This window comes from Olsenella sp. An285 (assembly GCF_002159625.1).
GTDB classification, from domain to species: domain Bacteria; phylum Actinomycetota; class Coriobacteriia; order Coriobacteriales; family Atopobiaceae; genus Thermophilibacter; species Thermophilibacter avicola.
The window spans coordinates 195,059-207,621 of sequence record NZ_NFIZ01000001.1 but is presented as its reverse complement, the minus strand read 5'-3'; the positions used below and the strand labels follow the sequence as shown (position 1 = coordinate 207,621).

9 protein-coding genes and 1 tRNA gene are annotated in these 12,563 nt (G+C 68.6%); 1 reads left to right on the top strand and 9 read right to left on the bottom strand.

What is annotated here, in order from left to right:
- Positions 1 to 451: 451 nt before the first annotated feature.
- The 5 genes from B5F79_RS00980 to B5F79_RS00960 form a co-directional block, all read right to left on the bottom strand.
- Positions 452 to 1,831 (bottom strand): helix-turn-helix domain-containing protein, encoded by a 1,380-nt coding sequence (locus tag B5F79_RS00980; RefSeq protein WP_143786194.1) that lies wholly within the window; start codon positions 1,829 to 1,831, stop codon positions 452 to 454.
- Between the two features lie 158 nt (positions 1,832 to 1,989).
- Entirely contained in the window at positions 1,990 to 2,349 is a 360-nt protein-coding gene (rplT, locus tag B5F79_RS00975; protein WP_087217034.1) for a 50S ribosomal protein L20, read from the bottom strand.
- A 48-nt stretch (positions 2,350 to 2,397) separates the two neighbouring features.
- On the bottom strand, positions 2,398 to 2,595 hold the full coding sequence (gene rpmI / locus B5F79_RS00970) for a 50S ribosomal protein L35 (protein WP_087217033.1): 198 nt from the start codon (positions 2,593 to 2,595) through the stop codon (positions 2,398 to 2,400).
- Between the two features lie 2 nt (positions 2,596 to 2,597).
- A complete protein-coding gene (gene infC, locus B5F79_RS00965) occupies positions 2,598 to 3,173 on the bottom strand; it encodes a translation initiation factor IF-3 (protein WP_087217032.1) in 576 nt (191 codons plus the stop codon).
- 318 nt (positions 3,174 to 3,491) lie between these two features.
- Positions 3,492 to 4,010, bottom strand: coding sequence for a ferritin (locus B5F79_RS00960; RefSeq protein ID WP_087217031.1), 519 nt, complete (start codon positions 4,008 to 4,010; stop codon positions 3,492 to 3,494).
- A 115-nt stretch (positions 4,011 to 4,125) separates the two neighbouring features.
- Here B5F79_RS00960 and B5F79_RS00955 point away from each other — a divergent pair.
- Positions 4,126 to 4,210: transfer RNA gene (locus B5F79_RS00955), tRNA-Leu, on the top strand.
- A gap of 289 nt (positions 4,211 to 4,499) precedes the next feature.
- On the opposite strand, the gene B5F79_RS00950 is transcribed toward B5F79_RS00955, so the two are convergent.
- From B5F79_RS00950 to B5F79_RS00935, 4 genes are all read right to left on the bottom strand, one after another.
- A complete protein-coding gene (locus B5F79_RS00950; RefSeq protein ID WP_087217141.1) occupies positions 4,500 to 5,138 on the bottom strand; it encodes an MBL fold metallo-hydrolase in 639 nt (212 codons plus the stop codon).
- A gap of 163 nt (positions 5,139 to 5,301) precedes the next feature.
- Positions 5,302 to 7,707, bottom strand: coding sequence for a RelA/SpoT family protein (locus B5F79_RS00945; RefSeq protein WP_087217030.1), 2,406 nt, complete (start codon positions 7,705 to 7,707; stop codon positions 5,302 to 5,304).
- Positions 7,691 to 11,056 (bottom strand): single-stranded-DNA-specific exonuclease RecJ, encoded by a 3,366-nt coding sequence (gene recJ / locus B5F79_RS00940; RefSeq protein WP_087217029.1) that lies wholly within the window; start codon positions 11,054 to 11,056, stop codon positions 7,691 to 7,693. Before recJ ends, B5F79_RS00945 begins: the two co-directional genes overlap by 17 nt.
- On the bottom strand, positions 11,057 to 12,502 hold the full coding sequence (locus B5F79_RS00935) for a SecDF P1 head subdomain-containing protein (RefSeq protein WP_087217028.1): 1,446 nt from the start codon (positions 12,500 to 12,502) through the stop codon (positions 11,057 to 11,059).
- Between the last annotated feature and the right edge of the window lie 61 nt (positions 12,503 to 12,563).

Sequence of the window (12,563 nt, the reverse complement as noted above, 5' to 3'; positions counted from 1 at the left end):
CCCGTTCTTCTCGTCCACGCCCTTGGCCTGCGGTTTTGGGAGAAGAACCTCGAAGCGAGGTGTACATACCCGGTATGCGCACTGTGCATACCCTTCAGGAGGTGCCAGAGAGCGCCAGCAATCGAGCACACAAAACAGGGGCGGCGCCCCATTGCGCCGCCCCGCCTCGTCTGTACTTTGGAATCACCCGTGTCGCTGCGTTGTATGTCGGACAGCCAGCGATTCGATGTCTGGACCCGCTCCGCAGCTTCTATCAACGACCCAAACCGATAAACGAATCGGAGACGTTGGCGAGTGCGCTCGCCCGAAGCTACAGGGTCTCGGTCGCGCGGAAGGCGGGTCCAAACCCTGCTACCAGATCAATGTTCATTGGACTCGCCTCCTCTGCCGGTCGCTTTGTGGGTAGCGACGATTGACAACGTTACTTTTTTTGTTCCCGCGCAAGCGGTGTTTACGCACTCGTTGCAGAGTCTTCCGCAGACGGTTCCCTTTTGCCGGCAGACGGTACCCGCCCCACGTCACGGGCGAGAAGATCGGCGAGCTCCTTGCTCGAGTGCACCCCCAGAAGCTCGTAGCCCTGCGCGCGGTAGGCGTTGACGGTGCCACGGGCAACGTGCAGCGCCTCGCAGATCTCCGGCGCGCTGCGCCCGAGCGCGATCTCGGTCAGCACGCGCGCCTGGAGCTCTCCCGCGCCACGCCCGCGCAGGTAGAGCACGCAGCGCTCCTCGTCGAGCGTCGTGACCTCCCGCACGACCGGCCACAGCAGGTGCGGGGCGAACAGCACCAGCGAGGCCACGTACCCAACGAGCGCGACAAGGCTCAGGCTCACCATGGTCTGAGGGGCGCCCTGGGAGGGCGGGGATACCCAGAGCGGATCCATCCCGCCCGCAGAGAAGCCGAACGCCACCAGGGTCACCAGCACCAGCACCAGCCGGCCACTCGCCTCGCGATGCCGCACCCGCATGCCCCTCAGCCGTGCATAGGCGAACAGACAGCCCCAGGGCACCGTGAGCGCGAGGACGGGGACCGCCACCAGATCGACCTGAGACGCAAAACTGAGGTACGGAGAATAGCCCGTCACGTAGTGCAGGATCATCCCCGCGCAGAGCGCGAGCGCCATGAGCGGCAGCGAGCCCGCAGCGCCCACGTCGAGCCGCGACGGGACGGACGCCGCCCCATAGGCGCGCGGCACCAGCTCGTCAAGCGAGGCTACCCCGAGCTTTTCGCACGCGCGCGCCCGGTACGTGCCCACGGAGGAGGCGCTAATGCCAAGCGCCTCGGCCGCATGCGCCTGCGTGCTCCCCGAGACAAGAAGCTCCGCCACCTCTCGCTCGCGCTCCGTGAGCGCCTCCGCCCCGGGACGCCCGTCAAGCGGAGAGCCCACCTTTTCAGCGAGCGTTTCCGCAGGCAGCACCCACGTCACCAGCGCGGACCCCCACAGCCCCCACGCCGTGTAGCGCGCCACCTTCTCGAGAAGGACCAGCAAGCCGCGCAGTGCATACTCCGTCACGAAGGCGCCAAGGTAATAGGCGGACGAAATCCCCAGATATGCCACGAGCGCAGCCACGGCCGCAATCACGAAGGCGCTGCGTCTTCCGGCAATGCGCTCCCGGAACGAGAACGTCAGCGCGGCGGCCACAAAGGCAAGCGGAATGGCCGCGCTCCACGGCACAAAGAACCACAAGTCGAAGGGGTCAGCCCAACCCTCCGTCAACTTCTCCAGGTAGCTCGCGTACCGCAGCGCACCCGGCACAAAGAGCATCGTCGCAAGCCACGCCGCCCACGCGGCGAAGCGCGCCACCAGCCCCAGCGTCCTTCTCGTCCGTAGCATGACCGCCTCCCTTGCGTCCGTCTGTGGCCCCATCGTAGGAAACGCCCGCTCGGCTGTCATGTCGCGGGCGATATGCGAACGTCACGACAGACAAAAAAACGCCCCGGGTCGTAACCCGGGGCGCATAACATGACAAAGGGACTGTCCCCTTGTCAACTTTACTCGGCGAGGGCCTTCTTGGCGACCTCGGCGATGTCGGCGAAGGTGGCCTCGTCGCTGTAGGCGATCTCGGCGAGGACCTTGCGGTCGAGCTCGATGCCGGCGAGCTTGAGACCGTGCATGAACTGGCTGTAGGAGAGGCCGTTCATACGGGCGGCAGCGTTGATGCGCTGGATCCACAGGGCGCGGAAGTCGCGCTTCTTGTTGCGACGATCGCGGTAGGCGTACTGGCCGGAGTGCTGGGCCTGCTCCTTCATGCCGCGGAAGGTGCGGGAGCGGACTCCGTAGTAACCCTTGGTGCGCTCGACGAGCGTCTGACGCTTCTTACGGCCGGCGACGGCGCGCTTGACTCGTGCCATATCTGATCAACTCCTTGTTGGAAACTGCAAACGGAAAGCGCGGAGCGCCTACTTGGAACCCATGCGCTGGGAGACGGTCTTCACGTCGGCGTCGGCGATGACGGTCTCCTGACGGAAGCCACGGATGCGCTTGGGCGACTTCTTGGTGAGGATGTGGCTCTTGAACGCCTTGGCACGCATGATCTTGCCGGTGCCGGTGCGGCGGAAGCGCTTTGCCGTACCCTTGTGCGTCTTCATCTTCGGCATGTCTAGTTCTCCTTCTCCGTAGTGACGTTCTCGTCCGCGTCCTTGGGCTTCTCGTCAAAGGCGCCCTTGATCGGGACGATGGTCATGTGCATGTTGCGTCCCTCCATGAGAGGCTGCTGCTCGACCGTGGCAAAGGGCTTGAGGTCCTCGGCAAGGCGATCGAGCACCATGCGACCCTGCTCCGGGTGGGCCATCTCGCGGCCGCGGAACATGATCGTGATCTTGACGCGGGCGCCCTTCTTGAGGAAGCGCATCACGTGACCCTTCTTGGTCTCGTAGTCGCCCACGTCGATCTTGGGACGGAACTTCATCTCCTTGACCTCGACCTTGGCCTGGTTCTTGCGCGCGGCCTTGGCCTTGCGGTCCTGCTCGTACTTGAACTTGCGGTAGTCGAGCATCTTGCAGACGGGGGGCTCCGCGTTGGGGGCGATCTCAACGAGGTCGAGACCCTGGTCGCGAGCGATGCGAAGGGCGTCGCGCACGCCAAACAGACCCATCTGCGAGCCGTCGATACCAATCAGGCGGCACGTGCGAGAAGTGATCTCCTCGTTAATGCGAGGACCGTCGTTCCTGGCTATCGTTCACACCTTCCTCTCCGCGCGGCTCTCGCCGCATAAAAAAGCTCCCGGCAGACAGCATCCGGGAGACATCGCTCGCCTGGGGCGAGAAGAACTGCTACGTTGTCTGACCAGACAGCTGCCCTGAGGCGCCGTGTAGGTGGGGACCCAAGTTCGATCCCACTTCGCAAAAAGCACACTAGGAGAGAATAGCACGCGGGATGCGCCCGGGCAACGAGTTTTTCTCGCCAGCGTTTCTCCACATGTCGCGCGTCCCACAGGGGCGCAGGGCCGCTTGTCAGGGCATCCCGGCAAACGGCCCTGGCACCTTTGTCTGGCCTAGAGCTTGAGGGAGGCGGACTGCACGTACGTGCGCGCCTGGTACTCGCGGTCGAGGTCGTAGAGGCCCTTGGGGTCGCAGCCAAAGAGCTTCATGTTGGTGATCATGTCGCGGGCGTTGGTCTCCTCCTCGCCCTGCTCCTCCACGAACCAGTCGAGGAACTTCATCGTGCGGACGTCGTGCTGGGCGTGCGCGACCTCGTAGCAGTGGTGGATGAGACTCGTGACGTACTCCTCGTGCTCGAGGCCGGCCTCCAGCGGCGCGAGGTCGGTGTCGAAGGTCTTGTCCGGCTTGGCGATGGCCTCCATCGTGGGTCGGAAGTCGTTGTCCAGGAGGTAGCGGCGGATGGCCAGCGCGTGGTCCATCTCCTCCTTAGCCTGGATCTCGTACCAGTTGGCGAAGCCCTTGAGACCGCGGTCGTCATAGTAGTCCGCAAAGGTGAGGTAGAGGTAGCTGGAGTACATCTCCTTGTTGATCTGGTCGTTGAGGACGGCGGTGACCTCGCTCGAGAGTGCCATGGCGTTTCTCCCTTTTTCGATCGGCTGCAGTTCGAACACGCTCACTATATACCCCGCTGGCGAGAAAAACGCGGCGTCTGCTATAGTTCTTCTCGCATAGGCAAACGCGCCCCTTGCCCGAGTGGCGGAATTGGCAGACGCGACGGTCTCAAAAACCGTTGGGGAAACTCGTGCGGGTTCGAGCCCCGCCTCGGGCACCACCACTCCCCCACCCATCATCACGACTCGCTGACCCACGGCTCGCACCGTCCGGGAGGCACTGTGTTGAGTGCGGCCTTCACAGCACCCAATGAGGGCACCTGCGCGCACATCTCAAGAGGCGGAGCGCACTCGATGTGCCCAGAGCCCAAATGTGCCCGCACCTGATGCCCGCACTCATGAGTGCGGGCACCCCCTCGTGAAACGACGAGAAGTGCCGGCCCATCAAGAGGCTCAGCGGCCCGTCGAGAAGGACGGCAGAGCCGAGAAGAACGCGCCGCCCGAACCGTCCTAGCGCAGGAACGGGTTTCTTGCCAGCTCGACCGCCATGGACGTCTCGGGTCCGTGGCCGCACAGCAGCATGGTCTCGGGCGGAATCTCGGCGGCCATGCGCCGCAGGGACGCCAGGATCTGGCGCTCGTCGCCGCCCCTGAGGTCCGTGCGCCCATGGCTCCCGGGAAAGAGCGTGTCCCCCACGAAGGCCAGGCCCTCGGCGGTGCCACCGCCCAGAAGGACGATGCCGCCCGGCGTGTGGCCGGGAGTCTCCATCACGGTGAAGGTGGCCGTGCCAACGGAGATGACGTCGCCCTCTGCGAGCGTGCGGTCTGCGGCGGGAGCGTTCTCGTCGTAGCTGCGGCCCACCTCGCTCATCTCGCCCGCGTGGCGCGCGAGCTCGCCGTCGGCAGCGTGGAGCGCGAAGGGCACCCCCGTGGCGCGACAGAGCGCGGCGACCCCGCCCACGTGGTCTCCGTGGCCGTGCGTGGCCGCGACGCAGGTCACGCGCACGTCGGAGAGGTGCTCGGCCACGGCCGCGCCGGAGCCGCCCGGGTCGACGACGAGGCACTCGCCGGCGCTCACGTAGGCGTAGCAGTTGGTCTGGAGCGGCGTCACCACGAACTGCCGCAGCTCGTCTCGGTCCTTCTCGGTCATGCGCTCCTCGTTCCTCTTGGAGTCCGGCAACGTCACAGGTAGTGTGACCGTAAAAAATAAAATGACCTTCTAACCTAACCAATTAGTGTACTAGACGTGGTAGTAACCACTACCTGCAACGTTTGGCGAAAGGCTGCGCGGCGGCGGGCGCCTTCGCCCGCCGCTACCGCACGCGCTGCTTCATCTGGTTGGCGCCCTCGCCGGGCATGATGCGGCGCGCGTCGTAGACCGAGGGCACGCGGCTCACGGCGGAGAGCAGCACGTCGAGCAGGCTCGCGTCCGAGATGGCCACGAGGAAGCGCAGGCGCGCGACGCCCTGGGCGCTCGTCTGGGTTGCGGCGGAGAGGATGTTGGCCCCCGCGTCCCCGATGGCGACGGTGATGTCCTTGAGGAGGCCCATGCGGTCCGTTGCCTCCACGACGATCTCCACGCGAAACTCGGTGGCACCCGAGGTGTCCCAGGCGACCTCGATCATGCGGTCGGGGTTCCTCATGAGGTCCGTCACGTTGGGGCAGTTGGAGCGGTGCACGGAGACGCCGCGGCCGCGCGTGATGAAGCCCACGATCTCGTCGCCCGCCACGGGGTTGCAGCAGTGGGCCAGGTGCACCAGGAGATCGGGGTCGCCCTTCACGACGACGCCGCAGTTGCTGCGCTTGCGCTTGCCGCGCGCGGCCTGCGTGAGCGCGTAGGACTTCATGACCGGCGTGCCGGTGGCCATGGCGCGCTCGTGCTCGGCGCGCCTCTCCGCCTCGGCCGCCGCGGCGGCGATCTGCTCGGGCGATCCCTCCTCGAGGATCTCCTCGATGCGGTTGGCCGCCTGCTTGACGGAGACCTTGCCGGTGTGGATGCAGGCAAAGAGGTCGTCCGGGGTGCGGAGCTCGAAGTGCTCGCACACGCGCGCGATGGCCTTGACCGTGCGCTTGGTGGAGATGCCGTAGCCGCGCTTGCGCAGCTCGTGGGCGAGCTCGGTGCGCCCGGCCTCGGCGTCGTCGTTCCTGTTCTGGGTCGAGAAGAACTTGCGGATCTTGGCTCGCGTGGACGGCATCACCACGATGCCCATCCAGTCGCGCGACGGCTTGGCGTTCTTGTTGGTGAGGATCTCCACGCGGTCGCCCATGCTGAGCTTGTAGGAGAGCGGCACCACCGAGCCGTTGACCTTGGCGCCCACGCAGTGGTTGCCCACCTCGGTGTGGACGGCGTAGGCAAAGTCGAGCGGCGTGGAGTCGCGGCGCAGGCTCATGACCTCGCCCTTGGGCGTGAAGACGAAGATCTCGTGCTCGAAGAGGTCCACGCGCAGGTTGTCGAGGAACTCGTGCGGGTCGTCGATGTCGTCCTCGGTGGCCCAGTCGAGGGTCTTGCGGATCCAGTTGATGGTGGAGTCGATGGCGCGGTCCTCGGCGCTCATGCGGCCGCGGGAGTTGCCCTCCTTCTTGTAGAGCCAGTGGGCGGCGATGCCGTACTCGGAGGCCTCGTGCATCTCCGCGGTGCGGATCTGGATCTCGATGGGCTTGCCGTCCGGGCCCACGACGGTGGTGTGCAGGCTCTGGTAGAGGTTGGCCTTGGGCGTGGCGATGTAGTCCTTGAAGCGGCCGGGCATCGGGTTCCACAGCGAGTGGACGGCGCCCAGGGCCGAGTAGCAGTCCCCCACCGTCTGCGTGATCACGCGCAGGGCGATGAGGTCGTAGATGTCGGAGAACTCGCGGCCCTTGCGGGTCATCTTCTGGTAGATGCTCCAGAGGTGCTTGGGGCGACCCGTGATCTGGTAGTTCTTGAGCCCGGCGGCCTTGAGCTCGTCGTCGAGCGTCTTGATGGCCGCCTCGGTGTCGTCCTCGCGCTGGGCGCGGGAGTCCTGGACCATGCGCGCGACGCGCTGGTACTCGTCCGGCTCGAGCCAGAAGAAGGCGAGGTCCTCGAGCTCCCACTTGACCGACGAGATGCCCAGGCGGTCCGCGAGCGGCGCATAGACGTCCATGGTCTCGCGCGCCTTGAACTGGCGGCGATCGGGCGGGAGGGCCGCCAGCGTCCGCATGTTGTGCAGGCGGTCCGCGAGCTTGATGATGACCACGCGGATGTCGCGGCTCATGGCCAGGAACATCTTGCGCAGGTTCCACGCCTGCTTGGCGTCCATCGAGGAGACCTGGATGGAGGTGAGCTTGGTCACGCCGTCCACGAGGTCGGTGACCGTCTCGCCGAAGAGCTCCTTGAGCTCGTCGAGCGTTGCGGGCGTGTCCTCCACCGTGTCGTGCAGCAGCGCCGCGCAGATGGTGTCCTCGTCCATGCGCAGGTCGTGCGCGAGGATGAGCGCGACCTCGACGGGATGGTTGATGTAGGGCTCGCCGGAGCGGCGGCGCTGGTCGCGGTGATAGTCCGCGGCAAAGCGGTACGCGCGCTCGACCTTCTCGCACCCCTCGGTGTCGAGGTAGGCCTCACACGCGGACTGGAGGAGGCGGAAGTTGGCAGCGCCGGGGACCGGCTTGGGCTGCGGCTTGGAGGCCACCGGGGCGGGGGCGGCGGGCGCGGAGCTCGCCGGGACGGGCGCCGAGGCGGGCGGCCTATCGTTGCTGGGCATGGGGACTCTCCTTCCCTTCCCCGAAAATAATACCGAAGTCCGGGGTGATGGGACGGTTGACGCGCGCGAGAAGCTCGTCGGCGGCCGAACCAAGGGCCCAGGCGCTGAACTCCTCGAAGGCGGCGCGCGCCCGCAGGCCCTCCGCGTAGCAGACCGAGCGGGCGAGCTCCATGTGGGAGGGGGCCGGCGCCATCCTCACCACGCGGTCCTCCCCCCAGCCGGAGACGGCGCAGAAGCCGAGCTCGGAGAAGACCGTGACGCCGGTCTCCACCTCGCCGGCGGAGATCGGGGCTCGCGGGTCGAGGGAGAGCGCCTCGCGGGCGATGAGGGCGTCGTCGAGGGGGAACTCCCCAAGCGACCTCGAGAGCGAGAGGAGCGAGCGGTAGAGCGTCACGAGCCGCTCGCGCGGGGGCGCGGCGGCGCTGAGGAGCGTCTGGTCGAGGGAGACGTCGCGCGACCCAAAGAGCACGTGCACCGTGGCCGGCGCCCCGTCGCGGCCCGCGCGACCGCTCATCTGGTTGAACTCGACCTGCCCCAGCGGGAGCCCAAAGAGCACCACGTGGCGGATCCCCGGCAGGTTGACCCCCTCGCCGAAGGCGCTCGTGGAGACGATGCAGGAGAGGTCGTCGCCCCGGAAGGCGCGCTCCACGCGAGCGCGGACGTCACGCCCGAGGCCGGCGTGGTAGAAGGCCACGCGAGCGGCGAGCTCGGGCACGCGGTGGCGCAGCATGCGCACGAGCGAGACGGCCTGGTCGCGCGACGTGACGTAGACCACGCTCTTCTCGCCGAGGGCGACGATGGAGGCCAGGGCGGAGTCGCGGTCGCGCAGCTCGCGGAGGTCGTCGATGACGAGGTTGCCGCGCACGGCCTCGTCCACGACCACGTCATCGGGAGATATGGCGAGAAGATCGCAGACGCGCGCGGCCACCTCGCGCGCCGCGGTGGCCGTCACCGCAAGGCACACGGGCTCGCCAAGGTCGTGGCGGATGGCGGGAAGCTCGAGGTAGGCGTCCCTGTCCCCGGGCTTGGAGGCGCCGGCGTGATGGGCCTCGTCAACCACGAGGAAGCCCACGCGCCGGGACTCGGCGAAGCGCGCGCGGTGGATGGAGAGGAACTCGGGCGTCGTGAGGACGACGTCCACCGTCCCGTCGGCGAGGCCCAAGAGGACCCGCTCGCGCTCGGGGCCGGGAGTCTCGCCGGTGAGCACCTCGACGGACACCCCCAGGGGCGCGAGGTCCTGCGAAAGGTGGAAGGCCTGGTCCGCCACGAGGGCGCGGAGCGGGTACACGAAGACGCTCGCGCGGCCGGATCGCAGGGCCTCGCGGGCGGCGTGCAGATGGAAGACGAGCGACTTTCCGCGCCCGGTTGCCATGACGGCGAGGCAGGAGCGGCCCGCGGAGAGGCGGTCGAGGGCTGCCGCCTGCGCCGGCAGCAGCGCGGCGTCACCTATGAGGGCTCGACGCAGGGCGTCCGTCAGCTCCTCCTTAGAGAGGCAGGAGAGCTCGGCGCGGAGCTCGGACGCGCCCTCGGGGCAAGACGGGCGGGCATCGGGGCGCACGGCACCCGGGCGGGGCATCATCTCATCCTCCGCCTGGGCGAGGAGCTCGTCTGCGAGGGAGGGGTCCCCCAGACCGGCAACGTCACGGAAGAGGATGTCCTTCACCATGAGCTTTGGCTTGATCCTCCCCTGCCAGGTTTCGTTGACTGCCTCGAAGACGAGGTCGACCACGCCCTCCCAGGAGGCGGCGCGCTCCGGGTCCGGCGCGCGGAACATGATAGCGGCGACGGAATTCGCGCCATCGGTTGCCAGGAAGCGCAGGTGCGAGCCGTCGGCGCCCACGCGAGCTCGGCTGCGCATGCTCACGCCCGTGACGGCAAAGAGGGGCTTCTTGTTCCCCTGGCCGAAGGGCTGGAGGCTCTCGAGGGCGTCTATGCTCTCCACCGTGAGCTCGGAGAGGGAGACGACGGCCGTGACCTCGCCGGTGTCCTCGAACTGCTCAGCGGGAAGCTCGTCGAGCGCCCGCTCGAGGCGCTCTCGGAACTCGTCCAGGCGCGCCGCCTCGCAGGTGATGCCCACCGCGCCGGCGTGCCCGCCAAAGCGCACGAGGACGTCCGAGCACTGCTCGACGGCATGGAAGAGGTCGACGGAGCCCACCGAGCGGCCGGAGCCGCGGGCGATTCCCTCCTCGTTGATGGTGAAGACGATCGAGGGGACGTGGTAGCGGCTCACGAGGCGTGAGGCGACGATGCCCTTCACGCCCTCGTGCCAGCCCCTGCCGCCCACGACGACGGCACGCCCGCCGCGGTAGGTGCGCTCGACCTCCGCGAGGGCGGCCTCCGCGAGGGCGGCCTCGGTCTCGCGCCGCTCCGAGTTCACGGCCTCGAGCCGCCCGGCAAGCGTGACCGCCTCGGCGGGGTCGTCCGTGAGGAGGAGGTCGAGCGCCGCGTCCGTGGAGCCCATGCGGCCCGCCGCGTTGAGGCGCGGGATGATGGAGAAGGGCAGGCTGTCCGCCGTGGCCTCGGCGATGTCGAGCCCGGCCGTGGCGGCGAGCGCCGAGAGGCCGGGGCGAGCGCCGCGGCGCATGAGCTCGATGCCCTCGGAGACGAGAGCGCGGTTCTCACCCGAGAGGCGCATCATGTCCGAGAGCGTCCCCAGGGCGGCCACGTCGCGGAACTCGAGCCAGAGGTCGGGCTCGCCGCGGCGCCGCCCGAGCTCGCACACGAGCTTGAGGGCCACGCCGGCCCCCGCGAGGTCGCGAGAGGGACAGGTGTCGGAGAGCTTGGGGTCGGTCACGGGCACGCCCTCGGGCACGAGGTCGGCGGGCTCGTGATGGTCGGTCACCACCACGTCGACGCCCTCGGCCACGAGCCACTCGACCTCCCTTGCCGCCGCGATGCCGTTGTCGACGGTCACCACCAGGTCCGGGTCGCACGCCTCGCGCACGCGGGCGAGCGCCTCGCGCGAGAGGCCGTACCCCTCGCCAAAGCGGTGCGGGATGAACGGGAACACGCTGCCGCCCAGGCGGCGCAGGCCGAGCGTGAGCAGGCAGGTCGAGGTCATGCCGTCGACGTCGAAGTCGCCGAACACCGCGATCTTCTCGCCCCGGTCGAGGGCGCGCTCAAGACGGTCGGCGACCTCCCCCATGCCGGGGATGCAGAGCGGGTCGGCCCAGTCGCGCGCGAGAGAGGGCGAGAGGAACTCCCGGGCCTCGCGCGGCTCCCTGAGCCCGCGGGCCGCGAGGACGTGGGCCACGAGGGGCGAGATCTTGAGCTCGGCCGCGAGGGAGCGCTCCGCCTCCGGGTCCGCCGCGAGGACGCTCCAGCGGCGGCTGTCGGAAAGGCCGGGCATCTACCGCTCGTCCGCGTCTCTGCGAGAGACGCCCCAGGCACCGGGGTGGGAGCGCATGGGACCGAGGGCCGCCAGGCGCACCAGCGGGACCGTCACCAGAAGGACGGAGAGCGCGCCGGAGACCACGGCCACCGGCAGGCACAGGCCCGAGGAGAACGTGGGGTAGCCACCGAAGGAGTAGAAGAAGTAGAGGAGCGTCCCGCCCACGGCGAGCACCGCCGCCACGACGGCGAGCTCGCGCGACTGGGCGCGCAGCGTGACGCGCACGGCGTCACGGGCGTTGGTGCCCGCGCGCATGCGGGAGCGCACGCCGGCCAGGTAGTACAGGCTCGCGGCAAAGACCACGAGGACCGCCACGGCGGCGGCGAGGTACGCGGTGACGGAGGGGACGAAGATCCCCTCGCCGGAGAGGAGTGCAAGGCCGCCCACCTCGAAGAAGCACAGCGCCACGAGGCCCGCCCAGGCCACGAGGCCGAGCAGGCGCATCCAGACGAGAAGGGCCACGAGCAGGGCGAGCACCACCACACCGGCCACGATGACGGCCTGGAGGAACTGCGAGGTGCCCACGACGGGGGCAACGGACTCGGAGGCCTGCTGGGTGAGCGCACAGGGCAGCTCGCCCGTCTCGACCGCCGCGGCGATGCCGGTTGCCTCCTGCTGCGTGAGGCCGGCGGAGACGCTCACCTGACCGCCGGAGATGGCCTGGCTCACCTGCGGGGCGGCGACGACGGTGCCGTCGGCGACGATGAGGATCTGCCCGTAGACGGGCGCGAGCTCGGCGGTGACCTCCTCGAAGGCGGCCGCGCCCTCGGAGTCGAAGGAGAGCGTGAGGCCGTAGCTCGCGCTCGTGGAGGACGTGAGGACGGCGGCGGCGGACGTTATCTGGGAGCTCTGGATGAAGGGCTCGTAGGTGCCCTCCTCGAGCGTCACGTCCGTGGAGCCGCTCTGGATGCGGGCGATGGCGTCGGCGTCCGAGACGGCGTCAAGGCGCACGAGCTCGAGGGTCCCGACCCCGGTGGCCTCCTCCACCGCGCTGGCGTCGTCATGCGCGGCGGGGAGCTTCACGGTGAGCGTGCCGTCCTCGGCGGTGACGGATGCGCCGGTCGCGCCCATGCGCTCGAGGCGCGAGCGGACGATGCCGGCCGCGGAGGCGAGGTCGGCGTCGGAGTCCGCCACGTAGGTGTAGGAGGCGCCGCCGGCGAAGTCCGTGCCCCAGCCCAGGCGCTCGGCGGGCGGCCACGCCGCGGCGACCGCGCACGCCACGAGGGCGAGCGCCACCACGAGCGCGAAGATCTGGGTCCCCGCGCCCTTGGGCAGGCCCTTCCTCGAGCGGATGCGACGGCGCTTCTTGCCGCCGCCCTCCTCCTGCTTCCAGCGGCTCACGCCGGTGGTCTTCTCGTCCTTCTCGGCCTCGCCCGCGCGGGCCTGGTTCTTCTTGTCTGCCATCTGTGCCTCTTCGGTTGCTCGGGCCATGGGCCCCGTTGTCAATCCGGTCAATGATAGCGCA

Bases quoted from the DNA above. Each gene is read 5' to 3' on its own strand.
- B5F79_RS00980 (WP_143786194.1), bottom strand. From the start codon at position 1,831: ATGCTACGGACGAGAAGGACGCTGGGGCTGGTGGCGCGCTTCGCCGCG.
- rplT (WP_087217034.1), bottom strand. From the start codon at position 2,349: ATGGCACGAGTCAAGCGCGCCGTCGCCGGCCGTAAGAAGCGTCAGACG.
- rpmI (WP_087217033.1), bottom strand. From the start codon at position 2,595: ATGCCGAAGATGAAGACGCACAAGGGTACGGCAAAGCGCTTCCGCCGC.
- B5F79_RS00960 (WP_087217031.1), bottom strand. From the start codon at position 4,010: ATGGCACTCTCGAGCGAGGTCACCGCCGTCCTCAACGACCAGATCAAC.
- B5F79_RS00950 (WP_087217141.1), bottom strand. From the start codon at position 5,138: ATGACCGAGAAGGACCGAGACGAGCTGCGGCAGTTCGTGGTGACGCCG.
- B5F79_RS00945 (WP_087217030.1), bottom strand. From the start codon at position 7,707: ATGCCCAGCAACGATAGGCCGCCCGCCTCGGCGCCCGTCCCGGCGAGC.
- recJ (WP_087217029.1), bottom strand. From the start codon at position 11,056: ATGCCCGGCCTTTCCGACAGCCGCCGCTGGAGCGTCCTCGCGGCGGAC.
- B5F79_RS00935 (WP_087217028.1), bottom strand. From the start codon at position 12,502: ATGGCAGACAAGAAGAACCAGGCCCGCGCGGGCGAGGCCGAGAAGGAC.